This is a genomic window from Pseudomonas sp. IT-196MI5, from assembly GCF_949767415.1.
In the GTDB taxonomy this organism is placed as follows: Bacteria; Pseudomonadota; Gammaproteobacteria; order Pseudomonadales; family Pseudomonadaceae; genus Aquipseudomonas.
The window spans coordinates 105,046-125,012 of record NZ_CATKPZ010000022.1; the positions used below are offsets into that span (position 1 = coordinate 105,046).

Consider the following 19,967-nt stretch of genomic DNA (forward strand, 5'->3'; position numbering starts at 1 on the left):
CGCATAAACTCCACGAAGCACCGGTTTCCCTCCTTACACAATCGTCAGCAGAACCTCTTTTGTAATACCAAAAAAATCTTACTCTTAATAAAACACTTTAACTTCCGAACGCAGCCTTCTGTGCTGATTCAAGTTATTGGGTGGATTCATCTGTCGGATTTTCGTTGCCTCTCCGTTAATGCTCCTAAATCTCAGTTCTGTAAGGCTTTTCCTTTAATCCGCGCCTTGACGGTGTGGTGGGGGCATTCCTATAGTGTGCGTAAGTGGCGGAAAGTGGCATGAAGTGGGTTTTTTGAACTCAAAACGCTAGAATTTGGAGAAACGCTGACGTGTTTCGCGGAGCCAACGCTATCAGTCTCGATGCAAAGGGCCGTCTCGCAATGCCGAGCCGGTACCGTGACGAGCTCGATTCGCGGAGTTCCGGGCAGTTGATCGTCACGATCGATGCCGTTGATCCATGTTTGTGTGTTTACCCCCTCGATGAGTGGGAAATTATTGAAACCAAACTGCGCGCACTGCCTTCGCTTCGCGAAGAGAACCGTCGCCTGCAACGTTTACTGATTGGTAATGCCGTCGACCTCGAGCTCGATGGCAGTGGTCGTTTTCTGGTTCCGCCGCGTCTTCGTGAATATGCCAGGTTGGATAAGCGCGCGATGTTGGTAGGCCAACTGAACAAGTTCCAATTGTGGGACGAGGATGCCTGGAACGCGGTTTCTGCCGCGGACCTGGCTGCCATTCAACAACCGGGCGCTATGCCTGATGAACTGCGTGATTTGATCCTGTGACTATTGATAGCGGCTTTAACCACATCACCGTACTGCTTGACGAAGCCGTCGAGGCTCTCGCCGTACGTCCTGATGGCTGCTATCTGGACGGCACGTTCGGACGCGGCGGACACAGCCGGTTGATCCTCAGTCAGCTCGGTCCCGATGGTCGGTTGCTCGGATTCGATAAAGATCCACAAGCGATTGCCACCGGGCAAACGCTAGCGGCCGAAGACGGCCGCTTTGTCGTTGTGCAGCGCAGCTTTGCCGAGCTCGGTTCGGAAGTCGCCGAACGCGGTCTGGCCGGCAAGGTCAGTGGCGTTCTGCTGGATCTGGGCGTGTCTTCGCCACAGCTCGACGATCCTGAGCGCGGTTTCAGCTTCCTCAATGACGGTCCACTGGACATGCGCATGGATCCGTCCCGTGGCATCAGCGCCGCCGAATTCGTCAACACCGCGCCCGTGGAAGAAATCGCCCGGGTGTTCAAGGAATATGGCGAAGAGCGTTTCTCCGGTCGCATGGCCCGAGCAGTGGCCGAGCGCCGCGACATCAAGCCATTCGAGCGCACCGGTGACCTGGCGGAAGTCCTGAAGGTCGCCAACCCGGCGTGGGAAAAGGGCAAGAATCCCGCAACCCGTGCGTTCCAGGGCCTGCGTATTCACGTCAACAACGAATTGGGCGATCTGGAAGCCGGCCTCGAAGCCGCCCTGGAGTGCCTGGAAGTGGGCGGTCGTCTGGTCGTCATCAGCTTCCACTCGCTGGAAGACCGCATCGTCAAACTGTTCATGCGCAAGCTGGTGAAAGGCGAAGCCGACAACCTGCCGCGCAACCTCCCGGTTCGGCATGTCGCCTTCGAACCGAAAATCAAAGTCCATGGCAAAGCGCAGACGGCCTCCGACGCCGAACTCAAAGCCAACCCACGTTCCCGTAGTGCTGTCATGCGTGTGGCGGAGAAGCTGCGGTGAGCAAGCTTTTCGCCAAGCCATTGCCCGGCGGAAGCTTCTTCATGCTGCTGCTGTTTGTCGGCGTGCTCATTTCGGCCATTGGCGTTTCCTACAGCGCTCACTGGAACCGTCAGCTATTGAATTCGCTGTACAACGAATTGAGTGTGCGCGACAAGGCGCAAGCCGAGTGGGGCCGGTTGATTCTGGAGCAGAGCACCTGGACCGCCCACAGCCGTATCGAAGTGCTGGCCACCGAACAACTGAAAATGCACATTCCCGGTGCCGCTGACGTGAAGATGGTGGCGCCATGATGAAACTCGAAGGAGCGCTCTTTCCTTGGCGGTTCCGCGTGGTGCTGGGTTTGCTCGGCATCATGGTGGTCGCGATTGCCTGGCGCATCATCGATTTGCAAGTGGTCGACCGTGCCTTCCTCAAAGGTCAGGGCGATGCCCGCAGTGTTCGTCATATTCCGATTCCGGCTCACCGTGGTCTGATCACCGACCGTAACGGCGAGCCCTTGGCCGTGAGTACTCCGGTCACCACCCTTTGGGCCAATGCCAAGGAAATGCAAACGGCCAAAGAGAAGTGGCCAGCGCTGGCGGCTGCCTTGGGGCAGGACCCGAAAGCCCTGGCCGAACGTCTCGAGGCCCAGGCCAGCAAGGAATTCATTTACCTGGTGCGCGGGCTGACGCCTGAGCAGGGCCAGGCCGTGCTCGACCTGAAGGTGCCAGGTGTCTATGGCATCGAAGAGTTCCGGCGGTTTTATCCTGCCGGCGAAGTCACCGCCCATATGGTCGGGTTTACCGACATCGACGATCACGGTCGTGAAGGCGTCGAACTGGCCTACGACGAATGGCTGGCCGGGGTCCCTGGCAAGCGTCAGGTGATCAAGGACCGGCGTGGCCGGCTGATCAAGGATGTCCAGGTCACCAAAAACGCCAAGGCCGGCAAGCCCTTGGCGTTGTCCATTGACCTGCGCCTGCAATACCTGGCCAACCGCGAATTGCGCAACGCGATCATCGAGAACGGCGCCAAGGCCGGCAGTCTGGTGATCATGGACGTGAAGACCGGCGAGATTCTCGCAATGGTCAACCAGCCGACCTACAACCCGAATAACCGTCGCAACCTGCAACCGGCGATGATGCGCAACCGCGCGATGATCGACGTGTTCGAGCCGGGTTCGACCATGAAAGCGATCTCGATGAGCGCTGCGATCGAAACCGGCCGCTGGAAACCGAGCGACACCGTCGAGGTGTATCCGGGCTCCTTGCAGATTGGCAAGTACACCATCAAGGACGTATCCAAGACCGAAGGCCCGGTGCTCGACCTGACCGGCATCCTGATCAACTCCAGTAACGTCGGCATGAGCAAGGTTGCCTTCGACATTGGCGGCGAAACCATTTTCCGTCTCGCGCAGAAAGTCGGCCTCGGCCAGGACACCGGCCTGGGCTTCCCGGGCGAGCGCGTCGGCAACCTGCCGAACTACCGCGAGTGGCGCAAGGCAGAAACCGCCACGCTGTCCTACGGCTACGGTATCTCCGTGACCGCAATCCAGCTGGTCCACGCCTTCTCGGCCCTGGCCAACAACGGTCGCCTCGCACCACTGACTTTGATCAAGACCGACAAGGCGCCGCAAACTACCCAGGTGTTGCCGGAGGCCGTCGCGAAAACCATGCAAGGCATGCTGCAACAAGTGATCGAAGCCCCGCGCGGCGTATTCCGTGCGCAGGTGCCGGCGTATCACGTGGGCGGCAAGTCGGGTACTGCGCGTAAAACCTCGGTTGGCACCAAGGGCTACGCCGAGAACTCCTACCGTTCGCTGTTCGCCGGCTTCGGCCCGATGAGCGATCCGCGTTACGCCATCGTGGTGGTGATCGACGAGCCGACCAAGGCCGGTTACTTCGGTGGTCTGGTTTCCGCGCCGGTGTTCAGCCGCGTGATGTCGGGCACCCTGCGCCTGATGAACATTACGCCGGACAACCTGCCACCTACTCAACAAGCGAACGCAACACCGGTCGTTCCGCTGAAAGCCAATGGAGGGCGCGGCTGATGTCTCTGAGCCTGAACAAGATTTTCCCTCACGCCGGCCACGATCTGCTGATTCGCGAACTCGCCCTGGACAGCCGTAATGTGCGCGCAGGTGATTTGTTCCTGGCCGTCCCGGGCGGGAAGTTCGATGGGCGCGCTCATATTGCCGACGCCTTGCAACGCGGCGCGGCTGCGGTGGCCTATGAAGTAGAAGGCGCCACGATCCTGCCGATCACTGAAGTGCCGCTGATTCCGGTCAAGGGCCTGGCGGCTCAACTGTCGGACATCGCCGGGCGTTTTTATGGCGAGCCGAGCCATCACCTGAACCTGGTGGGCGTTACCGGCACCAACGGCAAGACCAGCGTGACGCAATTGGTCGCCCAGGCACTGGACCTGCTCGGCCAGCACTGCGGCCTGGTCGGCACACTCGGTACCGGTTTCTACGGCGCGCTCGAAAGCGGCCTGCACACCACGCCGAATCCGATTGCCGTGCAAGCGACCCTGGCGGACCTGAAGAAGGCCGGGGCCAAAGCCGTGGCGATGGAAGTGTCTTCCCATGGCCTGGACCAGGGGCGCGTGACGGCATTGGCCTTCGATGTGGCGGTGATGACCAACCTGTCCCGCGATCACCTGGATTACCACGGCACCATGCAGGTCTACGGCGAAGCCAAGGCCAAGCTGTTTGCCTGGAATGATTTGAAATGCCGCGTGGTCAACCTCGACGACGAATTTGGTCGGCAACTGGCCGCCGACAAGCGCGAGTCGCGGCTGATTACCTATAGCCTGGAAGATTCCAGCGCCTACCTGTATTGCCGTCAGGCGCAATTCGACGACGAAGGTGTGCGCGCCACGCTGGTCACGCCACAGGGCGAGCACCTCTTGCGCAGCACCTTGCTCGGTCGCTTCAACCTGAGCAATGTCCTGGCGGCGGTCGGCGCGTTGCTCGGACTGGATTACGCACTGGACGAAATCCTCAAGGTGCTGCCAGAGCTCGAAGGCCCTGCCGGGCGCATGCAGCGTCTGGGCGGTGGCTCGCAGCCATTGGTGGTGGTCGACTACGCCCACACCCCGGATGCGCTGGAAAAAGTACTGCTGGCCCTGCGTCCACACGCCAAAGGCCGGTTGCTGTGCCTGTTCGGCTGTGGCGGCGACCGCGATCGCGGCAAGCGACCATTGATGGCCGAAGTGGTCGAGCGCTTGGCCGATGGCGTGCTGGTGACCGATGACAATCCGCGCACTGAAGATCCATCGGTGATTTTCGATGACATCCGTGCCGGTTTCACGGCTATGGATAAAGTGGAGTTCGTTGCCGGTCGCGGTCAGGCGATTGCCCGGTTGATCGCCAGTGCCTCGGTGGATGACGTGATTGTCCTGGCCGGTAAAGGTCACGAGGACTATCAGGAAATCAACGGCGAACGCCATGCCTTTTCCGATCTGGTCGAGGCCGATCGTGCCTTGACCGCGTGGGAGGTGGCCCATGCTTAAGGCATTGAGACTGAGTGAACTGACCGGTGCGCTGAATGCTCGCCTGGTGTCTGCCGATGCCAGCTTCGATGGTGTCAGTATCGACAGTCGTGCAATCAAGCCGGGTCAGCTGTTTATTGCCCTGGCCGGTCCGCGTTTTGACGGTCATGACTATCTCAATGAAGTCGCCGCCAAGGGCGCCGTGGCTGCGCTGGTCGAGCGTGAAGTCGCCGACAGCACGCTGCCGCAATTGCTGGTCAGCGACACTCGCCAGGCCCTTGGCCAGTTAGGCGCGCTGAATCGCGCCGCCTACACCCATCCGGTCGCGGCCATTACCGGTTCCAGCGGCAAGACCACGGTCAAGGAAATGCTTGCGAGCATCCTGCGCACGCGCGGCGCAGTGCTGGCGACTCGTGGCAACCTGAACAACGACCTTGGCGTTCCGCTGACCCTGCTCGAACTGGCGCCGGAACATACCGCTGCGGTGATCGAGCTGGGTGCCTCGCGCCTGGGCGAAATTGCCTACACCGTGAGCATGACCAAACCCCATGTGGCCGTTCTCAATAACGCCGGGACCGCCCACGTCGGCGAGTTCGGCGGTCCGGAAAAAATTGTCGAAGCCAAGGGCGAGATTATCGAAGGGCTGGATGCCGATGGCGTCGCCGTTCTCAATCTTGACGACAAGGCGTTCGGTATCTGGAAGGTACGCGCCGGTGACCGCAAAGTGCTGACGTTTGCGTTGAACAACGCCAGCGCCGATTTCCATGCCAGTGACCTGGCCACCGATGCTCGCGGCTGCCCGGCGTTCAACCTGCGCAGCCCTGAAGGTGTGGCGCGCGTTCAACTGAACCTGCTCGGCACCCACAACGTCGCCAATGCCATGGCCGCCGCCGCTGCCGCCCATGCCCTGGGTGTGTCGCTGTCCGGTATCGCCGCCGGCCTTGGCGCGGTGCAACCGGTCAAGGGTCGCACCGTTGCGCAATTGGCCAGCAATGGCATGCGCGTGATCGATGACACTTACAACGCCAATCCCACCTCCATGTGCGCTGCCGTTGATATACTGGCCGGCTTTTCCGGTCGCACCGTCCTGGTGCTCGGGGATATCGGCGAGTTGGGCGAATGGGCGGAGCAGGGGCACCGCGACGTGGGCGAGTACGCCCGTGGCAAGGTTTCTGCGCTGTACGCCGTCGGGCCAATGATGGCTCACGCCGTGAACGCATTCGGTCCACAGGCTTTTCACTTCAGCACGCAGGCTGAGCTGATCAAGGCCCTGGGCGCCGAACAAGACACAAACACCACCATTTTGATCAAGGGGTCGCGCAGCGCTGCGATGGAAAACGTCGTCGCCGCCTTGTGCGGGTCCAGTCTGGAGAAACATTAATGCTGCTGCTGCTAGCGGAGTATCTGCAACAGTTCTACAAAGGCTTCGCGGTCTTCCAGTACCTGACCCTGCGCGGGATCCTCGGTGTACTGACCGCGCTGGTTTTGTCGCTGTGCTATGGCCCGTGGATGATCCGCACCCTGCAGAACCGTCAGATCGGTCAGTCCGTTCGCAATGACGGCCCGCAGTCGCACCTGTCAAAGTCGGGTACCCCGACCATGGGCGGCGCACTGATTCTGTCGTCCATCGGTGTCAGCACCCTGCTTTGGGCTGACCTGAGCAACCGCTACGTCTGGGTCGTACTGTTGGTGACCCTGCTGTTCGGCGCCATCGGCTGGGTCGACGACTACCGCAAGGTCATCGAGAAAAACTCCCGCGGCCTGCCAAGCCGCTGGAAGTATTTCTGGCAGTCGGTATTCGGTCTGGGCGCAGCGATCTTTCTGTATGTGACCGCCGCCACTCCGGTGGAAACAACGCTGATCCTGCCGATGCTCAAGGACTACAGCATTCCATTGGGCGCCGGCTTCATCGTCCTGACCTATTTCGTGATCGTCGGTTCGAGCAACGCGGTCAACCTGACCGACGGCCTCGACGGCCTGGCGATCATGCCGACGGTGATGGTCGGCGGTGGCCTGGGCATTTTCTGCTACCTGTCGGGTAACGTGAAATTCGCCGAATACCTGTTGATCCCTTACGTACCGGGCGCAGGCGAGCTGATCGTGTTCTGTGGCGCACTGATCGGAGCCGGCCTGGGCTTCCTCTGGTTCAACACCTATCCGGCACAAGTCTTCATGGGCGACGTCGGCGCACTGGCGTTGGGCGCGGCCCTGGGCACCATCGCGGTGATCGTCCGTCAGGAAATCGTCCTGTTCATCATGGGCGGCGTGTTCGTGATGGAAACCCTGTCAGTGGTCATCCAGGTTGCCTCTTTCAAACTGACCGGTCGCCGTGTATTCCGCATGGCGCCCATTCACCACCACTTTGAACTCAAGGGCTGGCCCGAGCCGCGCGTGATCGTCCGTTTCTGGATCATCACCGTGATTCTCGTGCTGGTCGGCCTTGCCACCCTGAAGCTGAGGTAGAAACTCGTGTCTCTGATCGCTTCTGACCACTTCCGCATTGTTGTCGGCCTCGGCAAGAGCGGCATGTCCCTGGTTCGCTTCCTGGCGAACCAGGGCGTGGCGTTTGCCGTGGCCGATACGCGGGAAAATCCACCGGAACTGGCCACGCTCAAGCGTGACTATCCGCACGTGGAAGTGCGTTGTGGCGAGCTGGACGTCGAGTTCCTGTGCCGTGCCGACGAACTCTACGTCAGCCCCGGTCTGGCGCTGGCGACCCCGGCCCTGCAGGCCGCCTCCGCCCGTGGCGTGAAATTGTCCGGCGACATCGAACTGTTCGCGCGTAACGCGAAGGCGCCGATCGTGGCCATCAGTGGTTCCAACGCGAAAAGTACCGTGACCACCCTGGTCGGCGAGATGGCCGCTGCGGCGGGCAAGCGTGTTGCCGTCGGCGGCAACCTCGGTACGCCGGCGCTGGATCTGCTGCGCGACGACGTCGAGCTGTACGTGATGGAGTTGTCGAGTTTCCAGCTGGAAACCACCGATCAGCTCAACGCCGAAGTGGCCACCGTGCTCAATATCAGCGAAGACCACATGGACCGTTACAGCGGTCTGCCGGCCTATCACCTGGCCAAGCACCGGATCTTCCGTGGCGCCAGACAGTTCGTGGTCAATCGTCAGGATGCCCTGAGTCGTCCGTTGATGGGCGAAGGGCAGCCATGCTGGACCTTCGGCCTGAGCAAACCCGACTTCAAATCCTTCGGTATCCGTGAAGAAGACGGCGAAAAATACCTGGCCTTCGAGTTCCAGAACCTGATGCCGGTGCGCGAGTTGAAGATTCGCGGTGCCCACAACCAGTCCAACGCCCTGGCAGCCCTGGCGCTGGGCCATGCGGTTGGCCTGCCATTCGATGCCATGCTGTCGAGCCTGCGCACTTTCGCCGGTCTCGAACATCGCTGCCAATGGGTCCGCGACCTCGACGGCGTGGCCTATTACAACGACTCCAAGGCCACCAACGTCGGCGCCGCACTGGCCGCCATCGAAGGCTTGGGTGCGGACATCGAGGGCAAGATCGTGCTGATCGCCGGTGGCGACGGCAAGGGTGCCGAGTTCAATGACCTGCGCAATCCGGTGGCAGCCAACTGCCGCGTCGTGGTGCTGATGGGGCGTGACTCCGACAAGATCGGCGAAGCCATCGGCGATGCTGTACCGCTGATCCGCGCCGGCTCCCTGGTCGAAGCCGTCGAGCAATGCCGCGCCGCCGCCCAGCCGGGCGACGTAGTGCTGCTGTCGCCAGCCTGCGCCAGTTTCGACATGTTCAAGAACTACGAAGACCGTGGTCACCAGTTCGTCCAAGCCGTGGAGGATCTGGCATGAGTCTCAAAGGCATCATCAAGCCGTATCCATCGCCGCTCATCACCGGGCGCGGTATCGACCTCGATTTCCCGATGCTTGCCGGTTGCCTGACGCTGCTCGGCCTTGGGCTGATCATGATTGCCTCGGCATCGACCGAAGTGGCGGCAGTGCAGTCTGGCAGCGCCCTGTATTACATGATTCGCCACCTTATTTACGTGGTGCTGGGTCTGGGTGCCTGCATCGTCACCATGATGATCCCGATTGCCACCTGGCAACGCCTGGGCTGGTTGATGCTGCTGGGGGCGTTCGGCTTGCTGGTGATGGTGATCGTCCCGGGAATCGGTCGTGAGGTTAACGGCTCGATGCGCTGGATCGGTTTCAGTTTCTTCAACGTCCAGCCTTCCGAAATCGCCAAGGTGTTCGTGGTGATCTACCTCGCCGGTTATCTGGTACGTCGCCAGAAAGAAGTGCGCGAAAGCTGGATGGGCTTCTTCAAACCGTTCATCGTGCTGCTGCCGATGGCGGGCCTGCTGCTGATGGAGCCGGACTTCGGTGCCACCGTGGTGATGATGGGCGCTGCCGCGGCGATGCTGTTCCTCGGCGGCGTCGGCCTGTTCCGTTTTTCCCTGATGGTGGTGCTGGCCGTCGGCGCGGTGGTGCTGTTGATTCAAATGCAGCCCTATCGTATGGCGCGTCTGACCAACTTTGCCGACCCGTGGGCCGACCAGTTCGGCGCCGGCTATCAGTTGTCCCAGGCATTGATCGCTTTCGGTCGCGGCGAATGGCTGGGCGTTGGCCTGGGCAACAGCGTGCAGAAACAGTTTTACCTGCCGGAAGCCCACACTGACTTCGTATTCTCGGTCCTGGCCGAAGAACTGGGTGCGGTAGGTTCGCTGTGCACCGTGGCACTGTTCGTCTTCGTGTGTATTCGTGGCATGTACATCGGACTGTGGGCTGAAAAGGCCAAGCAGTTTTTTGCTGCTTATGTCGCCTACGGTCTGTCGTTCCTGTGGATTGGTCAGTTCCTGATCAACATTGGTGTAAACGTCGGTCTGCTGCCGACCAAGGGACTGACCCTGCCGTTCCTCAGTTATGGCGGTAGTTCGTTGGTGATCTGCTGTGCCTGTCTCGGTTTGTTGCTGCGCATCGAGTGGGAAAGTCGAACCCACCTGGGCAGTGAAGAGATGGAGTTCCATGAGAGCGACTTCGCCGAGGAGCCGAACCATGGGCGCTAACGTCATGATCATGGCCGGCGGCACCGGTGGCCACGTGTTCCCGGCGCTGGCCTGTGCTCGCGAATTCCAGGCGCGCGGCTACACCGTGCACTGGCTCGGCACCCCGCGTGGCATCGAGAACGATCTGGTGCCGGCGGCCGGTATCGAGTTGCATCGGATCAATGCCAGCGGTCTGCGCGGCAAGGGCAAATTGTCCCTGCTCAAGGCACCGTTCATGTTGTTCAAGTCGGTCTGGCAGGCGCGGGCGATCATTCGTCGGCTGCGGCCGGTCTGCGTGGTCGGCTTTGGTGGTTACGTGACCGGTCCTGGTGGCGTTGCCGCCAAACTGGCCGGCGTGCCGGTAATCGTTCACGAACAGAACGCCGTGGCCGGTACCGCCAATCGGTTGCTGGTGCCGTTGGCCGCCCGAGTCTGTGAAGCGTTCCCCGACACCTTTACCCTGTCGGGCAGCCGCCGGACCACCGGTAATCCGGTGCGCACCGAGCTGTTCCTCGAGACATCGCGACCTGCCCTGGCTGGTCGCAAGGCGCGTTTGCTGATCCTGGGCGGAAGCCTGGGCGCAGAACCGTTGAACAAGTTGCTGCCTGAAGCCCTGTCGCAAGTCGCTGCCGATTTGCGTCCGGAAGTGTTCCATCAGGCCGGCAAAAACCACGATGAAGTGACTGCAGAGCGCTATCGCGCGGCTGGCGTCGAAGCGCAGGTGCAGCCCTTCATCAAAGACATGGCCCAAGCCTACAGCTGGGCCGACCTGGTGGTTTGTCGCGCAGGCGCGCTGACCATCAGTGAACTGGCCGCCGCCGGTCTGCCCTCGATGCTGGTGCCTTTGCCTCATGCCATCGACGATCACCAGACCCGCAACGCCGAATATTTGGCCCGTGAAGGCGCAGCCTTCCTGATGCCGCAAAGAACGACTGGTGCAGCGGATCTTGCCGCTCGCCTGACAGAGGTCCTGATGCAACCACAACGACTCAACGAAATGGCTACTGCGGCACGCCGCCTGGCCAAACCCGATGCCACCCGTAACGTGGTCGATAGCTGCCTGGAGGTGGCCCATGGTTGAGAATCAGAAAGCCATGCCGCAACCGGAAATGCGCCGCATCCGTCGCATCCACTTCGTTGGTATCGGCGGAGTGGGCATGTGCGGGATTGCCGAAGTGTTGTTGAACCTGGGCTATGAAGTGTCCGGTTCCGACCTGAAGGCTTCGCCAGTGACCGAGCGTCTGGAGTCCTTCGGGGCGCAGATCTTCATCGGCCACCGCGCCGAGAACGCCGCTGCCGCCGACGTGCTGGTGGTGTCGAGTGCCGTGAACACGTCCAACCCGGAAGTCGCTACCGCGCTGGAACGCCGTATTCCGGTGGTGCCGCGTGCAGAGATGCTGGCTGAGCTGATGCGTTATCGCCACGGCATCGCCGTTGCCGGTACCCACGGCAAAACCACGACCACCAGCCTGATCGCTTCGGTGTTCGCCGCCGGTGGCCTGGACCCGACGTTCGTGATCGGTGGCCGCCTGAATGCCGCGGGTACCAATGCCCAGCTCGGCACCAGCCGTTACCTGATTGCCGAAGCCGACGAAAGCGATGCCAGCTTCCTGCACTTGCAGCCGCTGGTGGCCGTGGTCACCAACATCGACGCCGACCACATGGCGACCTACGACGGTGACTTCAACAAACTGAAGAAAACCTTCGTCGAATTCCTGCACAACCTGCCGTTCTACGGTCTGGCGGTGGTGTGCCTGGACGATCCGGTGGTGCGTGAAATCCTCCCGCAGGTCAAGCGTCCGACCGTTACCTACGGCTTCGGCGAAGACTGCGACGTGCGCGCCATCAATGTGCGCCAGCAAGGCATGCAGACCTTCTTCACCGTACTGCGTCCCGACCGTGAGCCACTGGATGTTTCGGTGAACATGCCGGGCAACCACAACGTATTGAACGCCCTTGCGACCATCTGCATCGCCACCGACGAAGGCGTCAGCGATGAAGCCATCGTCCAGGGCCTGTCCGGGTTCCAGGGTGTCGGCCGACGCTTCCAGGTCTACGGCGAACTGCCGGTAGACGGCGGCAATGTGATGCTGGTCGACGACTACGGTCACCACCCGACCGAAGTTGCGGCCGTGATCAAGGCCGTCCGCGGTGGCTGGCCGGAGCGCCGCCTGGTGATGGTTTACCAGCCGCACCGTTACAGCCGCACCCGTGACCTGTACGACGATTTCGTCAATGTGCTGGCTGACGCCAACGTATTGCTGCTGATGGAAGTCTACCCGGCCGGCGAAGAGCCGATTCCGGGCGCCGACAGCCGCAAGCTGTGCAACAGCATCCGTCAGCGTGGCCAGCTCGACCCGATCTACATCGAGCGTGGCGTCGACCTCGCGCCAGTGGTCAAGCCGTTGCTGCGCGCCGGCGACATCCTGCTGTGCCAGGGCGCCGGCGATATCGGCGGTCTCGCACCGAAACTGTTGAAAAGCGAGTTGTTCGCCGGTGCCGTTGCCGCGCCGGAGAAGGGGAAGTTGAAATGACTGCTGCCTACGCCAACCTGGTCTCCACGATCGCGCCGAAAGACTTCGGCCGCGTCGCCGTGCTGTTCGGCGGCAAGAGTGCCGAGCGTGAGGTCTCCCTGAAGTCGGGTAACGCCGTTCTGGACGCACTGCAAAGCGCCGGTGTGGACGCGTTCGGCCTCGACGTGGGCGATGACCTGCTGCAGCGACTGCTCAATGAAAAGATCGACCGCGCCTTCATCATCCTCCACGGCCGTGGCGGTGAAGACGGCAGCATGCAGGGCCTGCTCGAATGCCTGGGCATTCCGTACACCGGCAGCGGCATCCTGGCTTCGGCCCTGGCCATGGACAAACTGCGCACCAAGCAGGTCTGGCACAGCCTGGGCATTCCGACCCCGCGTCACGCGGTACTGAGCAGCGAAGCCGATTGTATTTCGGCGGCGACGGAACTGGGCTTCCCTTTGATCGTCAAACCGGCCCATGAAGGTTCAAGTATCGGTATGGCCAAAGTGAGTTCCGCGTCCGAATTGATCGACGCATGGAAAGCGGCCAGTACCTACGATTCGCAAGTGCTGGTCGAGCAATGGATTCACGGTCCGGAGTTCACCATCGCCACCCTGCGTGACCAGGTGTTGCCACCGATTGCCCTGGGCACGACGCACAGCTTCTACGACTACGACGCCAAGTACATCGCCAGCGATACCCAGTACCGCATTCCGTGCGGTCTGGACAGCGCCAAGGAAAAGGAACTCATGGACCTCACGGCGAAAGCCTGTGAAGCGCTGGGTATCGCCGGTTGGGGCAGGGCAGACGTGATGCAGGACGCCGAAGGGCAGTTCTGGTTCCTGGAAGTCAACACCGCACCGGGCATGACCGATCACAGCCTGGTGCCGATGGCGGCCCGTGCCGCCGGTCTGGATTTCCAGCAACTGGTTCTGGCCATTCTGGCCGAGAGCGTTGCCGGCAACACTGCCGGTAACCAAGAGTCGACGAGAGGTTAAGGCCATGCAAGGCGCTCAGCTCAGACATCAGCCCTCCGCATCGCCCGGCCGCAAGCCGGTGCCGCGGGGTGCCAGCCGAATGGTGGCCAAAGAGCCGATGTCCGCGCGCCTGCCGAAAGCCAACTTCGGTTTTCTCAAAGCGTTGTTCTGGCCGGTAGTGCTGGTGGCTTTGGGGTTCGGTACTTACGAAGGCGCGACACGGCTGTTGCCGTATGCCGACCGGCCGATCACCAAAATCAATGTGCAGGGCGACTTGAGTTACATCAGCCAGCAAGCGGTGCAGCAGCGGATCGCCCCGTACGTGGCATCGAGCTTCTTCACCATCGACCTGGCGAGCATGCGCACCGAGCTGGAAACGATGCCATGGATTGCCCACGCCGAAGTGCGCAGGGTGTGGCCGGATCAAGTGGTGATCCGCCTGGAAGAACAACTGCCGGTGGCCCGATGGGGTGACGAGTCGCTGTTGAACAACCAGGGCCAGGCGTTCACTCCACGCGAGCTGGCGAACTACGAACACTTGCCTCAGTTGTTTGGCCCGCAGCGGGCTCAGCAGCAAGTGATGCAGCAATACCAGGTGCTGAGCCAGATGCTCAGGCCGCTGGGCTTCTCGATTGCACGCCTGGAACTGCGTGATCGCGGCAGCTGGTTCCTGACCACCGGCCCCGGCAGCGCGGGTCCCGGGATCGAACTGCTGCTGGGACGCGGCAACCAGGTGGAAAAGATGCGCCGTTTCATCGCCATCTATGACAAGACGCTCAAAGAACAGATTACGAACATTGCGCGCATCGATCTGCGCTACGCCAACGGCCTCGCTGTTGGCTGGCGGGAACCTGTAGCGCCCACGGCAGCCCAACCCGCTGTCGCGAAGAATTAAGAAGAGGCAGGACCCATGGCAAACGTGCAAAGCGGCAAAATGATCGTCGGTCTCGATATCGGCACCTCCAAGGTGGTGGCGCTGGTGGGCGAGGTCGCGGACGACGGCACGCTGGAAATCGTCGGGATCGGTACCCATCCGTCCCGTGGCCTGAAAAAAGGCGTGGTGGTGAACATCGAATCCACCGTGCAATCGATCCAGCGCGCCATCGAAGAAGCGCAGCTGATGGCGGGTTGCCGCATTCACTCGGCGTTCGTCGGCGTGGCCGGCAATCACATTCGCAGCCTGAACTCCCACGGCATCGTGGCGATTCGTGATCGCGAAGTCAGCTCGGCGGACCTTGAGCGTGTACTCGACGCCGCCCAGGCCGTGGCGATCCCGGCTGACCAGCGCGTGCTGCACACCCTGCCGCAGGATTACGTGATCGATAACCAGGAAGGCGTCCGCGAGCCACTGGGCATGTCCGGCGTGCGTCTGGAAGCCAAGGTCCACGTGGTCACCTGCGCCGTCAATGCTGCACAGAACATTGAAAAATGCGTGCGCCGCTGCGGTCTGGAAATCGACGACATCATTCTCGAGCAACTGGCTTCCGCGTACTCGGTACTGACCGATGACGAGAAAGAGCTGGGCGTGTGCCTGGTGGATATCGGCGGCGGCACCACCGACATCGCGATCTTCACCGAAGGTGCGATCCGTCACACCGCGGTAATCCCGATTGCCGGCGACCAGGTGACCAACGACATCGCCATGGCGTTGCGCACTCCGACCCAGTACGCCGAGGAAATCAAGATTCGCTACGCCTGCGCCCTGGCCAAACTGGCCGGTGCCGGTGAAACCATCAAGGTGCCAAGCGTTGGCGACCGTCCACCACGCGAGCTGTCACGCCAGGCCCTGGCCGAAGTGGTCGAGCCGCGCTACGACGAACTGTTCACGCTGATCCAGGCCGAACTGCGCCGCAGCGGCTACGAAGACCTGATCCCGGCCGGCATCGTGCTGACCGGCGGTACGTCGAAGATGGAAGGCGCTACCGAACTGGCCGAGGAAATCTTCCACATGCCGGTGCGTCTGGGCGTGCCTCACGGCGTGAAAGGTCTGGATGACGTGGTGCGCAATCCGATTTACTCCACCGGCGTCGGCCTGTTGATGTACGGCCTGCAGAAGCAGTCCGACGGCATCTCGTTCTCGGGCATCGGCAGTCGCGACAGCTACAGCAACGAAGAGCCACAGGCTCCGCTGCTGGACCGCCTGAAGAAGTGGGTCCAGGGCAATTTCTGAAGAATTACCGCATCACCGTTACACCGAAGCACGCAGTAGGCGAAAAAACTAGAGAATGTAAAGGAGAGGGAAAATGTTCGAACTCGTAGACAACATCCCCGCAAGCCCGGTAATCAAAGTTATCGGTGTCGGCGGTGGCGGCGGCAACGCTGTCAACCACATGGTCAAGAGCAACATTGAAGGCGTTGAATTCATCTGCGCCAACACTGATGCCCAAGCGCTGAAAAGCATCGGCGCGCGGACCATCCTGCAACTGGGCACTGGTGTGACCAAAGGTCTCGGCGCTGGCGCCAACCCTGAAGTAGGTCGTCAGGCCGCTCTGGAAGATCGTGAGCGCATTGCCGAAGTCCTGCAGGGCACCAATATGGTGTTCATCACCACGGGCATGGGCGGTGGTACCGGTACCGGTGCTGCGCCAATCATTGCTGAAGTGGCCAAGGAAATGGGCATTCTCACCGTTGCGGTGGTGACTCGTCCGTTCCCGTTCGAAGGCCGCAAGCGCATGCAGATCGCCGACGAAGGTATTCGTCTGCTGTCTGAAAGCGTCGACTCGTTGATCACCATTCCCAACGAGAAGCTGCTGACCATCCTCGGTAAAGACGCAAGCCTCTTGTCGGCTTTCGCCAAGGCTGACGATGTATTGGCCGGTGCCGTTCGCGGTATCTCCGACATCATCAAGCGTCCGGGCATGATCAACGTCGACTTCGCCGACGTGCGTACCGTGATGAGCGAAATGGGCATGGCGATGATGGGCACTGGCTGCGCCAGCGGTCCGAACCGTGCACGCGAAGCCACCGAAGCGGCCATTCGCAACCCGCTGCTGGAAGACGTGAACCTGCAAGGCGCTCGCGGCATCCTGGTGAACATCACCGCAGGTCCCGATCTGTCCCTGGGCGAATACTCCGACGTGGGCAGCATCATCGAGGCGTTCGCTTCCGAGCACGCGATGGTCAAGGTCGGTACCGTTATCGATCCGGACATGCGCGACGAGCTGCACGTGACGGTCGTTGCCACGGGTCTGGGCGCCAAGATCGAGAAGCCTGTGAAGGTCATCGACAACACTGTCCATACTTCGATGGCTGCACAGCCACAACAACAGGCCCCTGTTCGTCATGAAGCTCCAGCGGTGAACTACCGTGACCTGGACCGTCCGACCGTCATGCGCAACCAGGCCCAGGCCGGTGCTGCGGCTGCCGCGAAGATGAATCCGCAAGATGACCTGGACTACCTGGACATCCCGGCATTTCTGCGTCGTCAGGCCGATTGATGAAATGTATCAGGGGTATTAGGGTGATTGGTGTTCAGCAAAGGTCTGGTCTGCTATCATCGCCAGCCTTTGTTGATACCAGTTCGCAATTTGCGCTGAAGCGGCCCATGCCATGATTAAACAACGCACCCTGAAGAATATTATCCGTGCCACAGGTGTCGGCCTGCACTCCGGGGAGAAGGTCTACCTGACCCTCAAGCCAGCGCCTGTCGACACCGGCATTGTGTTTTGTCGCGCCGACCTCGACCCCGTGGTGCAGATTCCTGCCCGCGCGGAAAACGTTGGTGAAACCACTATGTCGACCACGCTCGTTAATGGTGACGTCAAAGTGGACACGGTAGAGCACCTGCTCTCGGCCATGGCAGGCCTGGGCATCGATAACGCCTACGTCGAGCTCTCCGCGTCCGAAGTCCCGATCATGGATGGTAGCGCTGGACCTTTTGTATTCCTGATTCAATCGGCTGGACTGGAAGAACAGGACGCCGCCAAGAAATTCATCCGCATCCTGCGTGAAGTGACAGTGGAAGACGGCGACAAGCGCGCCACTTTCGTCCCTTTCGAAGGGTTCAAGGTGAGCTTCGAGATCGATTTCGATCACCCGGTTTTCCGTGACCGCACACAAAGTGCAAGCGTGGATTTTTCCAGCACTTCGTTCGTAAAAGAAGTCAGCCGCGCCCGTACCTTTGGTTTCATGAGTGACATCGAGTACCTGCGCAAGCACAACCTCGCACTCGGCGGCAGTGTTGAAAACGCTATTGTGGTCGACGCCGATGGCGTACTGAACGAAGACGGCCTTCGTTATGAAGACGAATTCGTGAAGCACAAGATTCTCGATGCAATTGGTGACCTCTACCTGCTGGGCAATAGCCTGATCGGTGAGTTCAAGGGCTTCAAGTCCGGCCACGCACTGAACAACCAGCTGCTGCGCAAGTTGATTGAGCAGACAGATGCCTGGGAAGTCGTGACGTTCGAAGACGCCAGCACTGCACCGATCTCTTACATGCGTCCGGTTGCGGCCGTGTAAGTAAAAACCTCTCTAGTTTTTAAAGGCTGCCTTCGGGTGGCCTTTTTTTATGAAGCAAAAGATCGCCCGAGCGCGGACCGAGCCTTCGGCAGCTCCTACATTTGGAACGCATTTCCCTGTAGGAGCTGCCGAAGGCTGCGATCTTTTGATCTTTGCTTTAATCCGCGCACACCACCCGATTACGCCCTCCTTCCTTGGCCTGATACAACGCCTTGTCGGCACTGAACAGCAATTGCTCCAGGTTGATATCGCTGGCTTCAGTCCAGGTGGCAATACCGATACTCACGCTCATCGGCGGTTCACCGGCATCCGCCAGCAGCAGCTTTTGCACCGCCTCACGGATATGCTCGGCGATCTGCCGCGCGCCTTCGCTGTCAGTTTCGGCCAGGACCACCGAAAACTCTTCACCACCATAACGAGCCACCAGGTCTGCCGGGCGATGGACACTGGTGCGGATGACCTCGGCCAATGCCCGCAAGGCGTCGTCGCCGGCCTGATGCCCGTGCCGGTCATTGAAGGCCTTGAAGTGATCGGCATCGATCATCAGCAATGACAACGGCTTGCCGCTGCGCTGCGCACGAAACCACTCATGGCGCAGGGTCTGATCAAGGGATCGACGGTTGGCCACGCCGGTCAAGGCATCGGTGGCCGCCAATTGCGACAATTCCTGCTCGGCATATTGGCGCAGTCGCAGCTCGCGGCAGAGCAGCCAGGTCAGCCACAACAGACCGATGCACAAAACCCCCGTCGCACCGTTGATCACATAGGCCGTGCGGTTCCAGGTGGCGAACACTTCATCGATGGAAAGGGCCACGATGACGGTCAGCGGCAGATTGCCGACCCGGGAAAAGGTGTACAGGCGCCGCTGATGGTCGACACTCGACACGCTTTCGAAGGTCCCACTGCGCTCCTGCAACATGCGTGCGACGTTGGGGCGGCTGGAGAAGTTTTTGCCGATGGCGTTTTGTTCCCGGTACGGTTTCTGCGCCAGGAGAATCCCGTCGTCGTTAATGATGCCCAGCGTACTGCCGGAGCCGATTTCGAGGCTGTTGAACAGCTGGTCGAAGTAGCTCATGCGCATCGACGCAACTGCGACCCCCTGAAATTCACCTGTGGGCGAGGAAATGCGTCGGCTGAAACTGATGCGCCATTCGTCGCTGTCATCGCAGTCACAACGTGTCTTGAACGGTCGGCTGATAAACATGCCCGCGTCGCGATTGAAGACATGGGCCAGGAAATAATCGCGGTCAGCGAAGTTGCCCGGTTTCGGTTCGATCAACGATGAGTCGGCCAGCACGTCGCCGTGCTTGTCCAGCAGCAGGATGTCGCCCTTGTAGCGCGCGGTGGTGGAGCGGTCGAACAGCACCAGGTGACGGATCTGCGGCGAAACCTGTTTCAGGTCGTCCCGTTGGGCGGCGGCGATCAGGCCCTGCAAGGTCAAGTCATAGAGCTCGACCGTACGCAGGACATCGGCATCGATCAGTTGCGCAATGGTGGTCGCGCTGCGTGTGGCGGTCTGCTGGGCATTGGCGTGCTCGCGGATCAGCAGGTAAGTGACAATGCACAGGATCGAGATGACAGTCAGGGTGCTGCCGAGGATCACCATGATCTCGGGTCGCCCGGGCGGGCCTTGAAAGTGTGGGGTGCGGCTTGCGGTCATAGGGCTGACGTCTGCTAGAGGGACGTTGTAAGCGTAGTTGCATAAACGTAGCAGCCAAGTGAATCGTTCCTGTTGCCCGAACGATTGATCGATGGGACGGGCATCAGTGATTTTCGTTGCAAAAGTTGCAATGAAGGTAGAGTC

The 19,967-nt window shown here is 60.7% G+C and carries 17 protein-coding genes; 16 read left to right on the forward strand and 1 reads right to left on the reverse strand.

Translation table 11 applies throughout. From position 1 onward, the window contains the following. The first annotated feature begins 329 nt into the window (after positions 1–329). The 16 genes from mraZ to lpxC all read left to right on the forward strand — a co-directional run bounded on the left by mraZ (position 330) and on the right by lpxC (position 18,163). Entirely contained in the window at positions 330–785 is a 456-nt protein-coding gene (gene mraZ, locus ACM6IK_RS14880) for a division/cell wall cluster transcriptional repressor MraZ (protein WP_090286131.1), read from the forward strand. Next, on the forward strand, positions 782–1,729 hold the full coding sequence (gene rsmH, locus ACM6IK_RS14885) for a 16S rRNA (cytosine(1402)-N(4))-methyltransferase RsmH (RefSeq protein ID WP_411741905.1): 948 nt from the start codon (positions 782–784) through the stop codon (positions 1,727–1,729). The genes mraZ and rsmH overlap by 4 nt, the downstream gene beginning before the upstream one ends. After that, positions 1,726–2,019, forward strand: coding sequence for a cell division protein FtsL (gene ftsL / locus ACM6IK_RS14890; protein WP_057398001.1), 294 nt, complete (start codon positions 1,726–1,728; stop codon positions 2,017–2,019). The genes rsmH and ftsL overlap by 4 nt, the downstream gene beginning before the upstream one ends. After that, positions 2,019–3,758: a peptidoglycan D,D-transpeptidase FtsI family protein gene (locus ACM6IK_RS14895; protein WP_414875255.1), complete on the forward strand. Its 1,740-nt coding sequence runs from the start codon at positions 2,019–2,021 to the stop codon at positions 3,756–3,758. The genes ftsL and ACM6IK_RS14895 overlap by 1 nt, the downstream gene beginning before the upstream one ends. Continuing rightward, complete coding sequence (locus ACM6IK_RS14900; protein ID WP_414874936.1) at positions 3,758–5,221, forward strand: UDP-N-acetylmuramoyl-L-alanyl-D-glutamate--2,6-diaminopimelate ligase; 1,464 nt, start codon at positions 3,758–3,760, stop codon at positions 5,219–5,221. The genes ACM6IK_RS14895 and ACM6IK_RS14900 overlap by 1 nt, the downstream gene beginning before the upstream one ends. Then, a complete protein-coding gene (locus ACM6IK_RS14905) occupies positions 5,214–6,581 on the forward strand; it encodes a UDP-N-acetylmuramoyl-tripeptide--D-alanyl-D-alanine ligase (RefSeq protein WP_414874937.1) in 1,368 nt (455 codons plus the stop codon). Before ACM6IK_RS14900 ends, ACM6IK_RS14905 begins: the two co-directional genes overlap by 8 nt. Beyond that, complete coding sequence (mraY, locus tag ACM6IK_RS14910) at positions 6,581–7,663, forward strand: phospho-N-acetylmuramoyl-pentapeptide-transferase (RefSeq protein ID WP_108214916.1); 1,083 nt, start codon at positions 6,581–6,583, stop codon at positions 7,661–7,663. Before ACM6IK_RS14905 ends, mraY begins: the two co-directional genes overlap by 1 nt. Positions 7,664–7,669: 6 nt before the next feature. After that, positions 7,670–9,016 carry a UDP-N-acetylmuramoyl-L-alanine--D-glutamate ligase gene (gene murD / locus ACM6IK_RS14915; RefSeq protein WP_414874938.1) on the forward strand — a complete coding sequence of 449 codons (1,347 nt, stop codon included), beginning with the start codon at positions 7,670–7,672 and terminating at the stop codon, positions 9,014–9,016. Further along, the gene (ftsW, locus tag ACM6IK_RS14920) at positions 9,013–10,230 is read left to right on the forward strand and encodes a putative lipid II flippase FtsW (RefSeq protein WP_046041925.1); all 1,218 of its coding nucleotides are present in this window, start codon (positions 9,013–9,015) and stop codon (positions 10,228–10,230) included. Before murD ends, ftsW begins: the two co-directional genes overlap by 4 nt. Next, on the forward strand, positions 10,220–11,290 hold the full coding sequence (gene murG / locus ACM6IK_RS14925) for an undecaprenyldiphospho-muramoylpentapeptide beta-N-acetylglucosaminyltransferase (RefSeq protein ID WP_414874939.1): 1,071 nt from the start codon (positions 10,220–10,222) through the stop codon (positions 11,288–11,290). Before ftsW ends, murG begins: the two co-directional genes overlap by 11 nt. Beyond that, positions 11,283–12,743: a UDP-N-acetylmuramate--L-alanine ligase gene (murC, locus tag ACM6IK_RS14930; RefSeq protein ID WP_150727953.1), complete on the forward strand. Its 1,461-nt coding sequence runs from the start codon at positions 11,283–11,285 to the stop codon at positions 12,741–12,743. The genes murG and murC overlap by 8 nt, the downstream gene beginning before the upstream one ends. Then, complete coding sequence (locus ACM6IK_RS14935) at positions 12,740–13,723, forward strand: D-alanine--D-alanine ligase (RefSeq protein ID WP_414874940.1); 984 nt, start codon at positions 12,740–12,742, stop codon at positions 13,721–13,723. The genes murC and ACM6IK_RS14935 overlap by 4 nt, the downstream gene beginning before the upstream one ends. Before the next feature lie 4 nt (positions 13,724–13,727). Further along, the gene (locus ACM6IK_RS14940; protein ID WP_223529615.1) at positions 13,728–14,597 is read left to right on the forward strand and encodes a cell division protein FtsQ/DivIB; all 870 of its coding nucleotides are present in this window, start codon (positions 13,728–13,730) and stop codon (positions 14,595–14,597) included. Positions 14,598–14,612: 15 nt separating this feature from the next. Continuing rightward, the gene (gene ftsA, locus ACM6IK_RS14945; RefSeq protein ID WP_007989901.1) at positions 14,613–15,872 is read left to right on the forward strand and encodes a cell division protein FtsA; all 1,260 of its coding nucleotides are present in this window, start codon (positions 14,613–14,615) and stop codon (positions 15,870–15,872) included. A 73-nt stretch (positions 15,873–15,945) separates the two neighbouring features. Next, the gene (gene ftsZ, locus ACM6IK_RS14950; RefSeq protein WP_108214923.1) at positions 15,946–17,139 is read left to right on the forward strand and encodes a cell division protein FtsZ; all 1,194 of its coding nucleotides are present in this window, start codon (positions 15,946–15,948) and stop codon (positions 17,137–17,139) included. A 112-nt stretch (positions 17,140–17,251) separates the two neighbouring features. Continuing rightward, a complete protein-coding gene (gene lpxC / locus ACM6IK_RS14955; RefSeq protein ID WP_007939852.1) occupies positions 17,252–18,163 on the forward strand; it encodes a UDP-3-O-acyl-N-acetylglucosamine deacetylase in 912 nt (303 codons plus the stop codon). A 157-nt stretch (positions 18,164–18,320) separates the two neighbouring features. Here the strand turns inward: lpxC and ACM6IK_RS14960 are convergent, their stop codons facing one another. After that, a complete protein-coding gene (locus ACM6IK_RS14960; RefSeq protein WP_414874941.1) occupies positions 18,321–19,823 on the reverse strand; it encodes a diguanylate cyclase in 1,503 nt (500 codons plus the stop codon). Between the last annotated feature and the right edge of the window lie 144 nt (positions 19,824–19,967).

Bases quoted from the DNA above. Each gene is read 5' to 3' on its own strand.
- ACM6IK_RS14895 (WP_414875255.1), top strand. From the start codon at position 2,019: ATGAAACTCGAAGGAGCGCTCTTTCCTTGGCGGTTCCGCGTGGTGCTG.
- ACM6IK_RS14900 (WP_414874936.1), top strand. From the start codon at position 3,758: ATGTCTCTGAGCCTGAACAAGATTTTCCCTCACGCCGGCCACGATCTG.
- ACM6IK_RS14905 (WP_414874937.1), top strand. From the start codon at position 5,214: ATGCTTAAGGCATTGAGACTGAGTGAACTGACCGGTGCGCTGAATGCT.
- mraY (WP_108214916.1), top strand. From the start codon at position 6,581: ATGCTGCTGCTGCTAGCGGAGTATCTGCAACAGTTCTACAAAGGCTTC.
- ftsW (WP_046041925.1), top strand. From the start codon at position 9,013: ATGAGTCTCAAAGGCATCATCAAGCCGTATCCATCGCCGCTCATCACC.
- murG (WP_414874939.1), top strand. From the start codon at position 10,220: ATGGGCGCTAACGTCATGATCATGGCCGGCGGCACCGGTGGCCACGTG.
- murC (WP_150727953.1), top strand. From the start codon at position 11,283: ATGGTTGAGAATCAGAAAGCCATGCCGCAACCGGAAATGCGCCGCATC.
- ACM6IK_RS14935 (WP_414874940.1), top strand. From the start codon at position 12,740: ATGACTGCTGCCTACGCCAACCTGGTCTCCACGATCGCGCCGAAAGAC.
- ACM6IK_RS14940 (WP_223529615.1), top strand. From the start codon at position 13,728: ATGCAAGGCGCTCAGCTCAGACATCAGCCCTCCGCATCGCCCGGCCGC.
- ftsA (WP_007989901.1), top strand. From the start codon at position 14,613: ATGGCAAACGTGCAAAGCGGCAAAATGATCGTCGGTCTCGATATCGGC.
- ftsZ (WP_108214923.1), top strand. From the start codon at position 15,946: ATGTTCGAACTCGTAGACAACATCCCCGCAAGCCCGGTAATCAAAGTT.
- lpxC (WP_007939852.1), top strand. From the start codon at position 17,252: ATGATTAAACAACGCACCCTGAAGAATATTATCCGTGCCACAGGTGTC.
- ACM6IK_RS14960 (WP_414874941.1), bottom strand. From the start codon at position 19,823: ATGACCGCAAGCCGCACCCCACACTTTCAAGGCCCGCCCGGGCGACCC.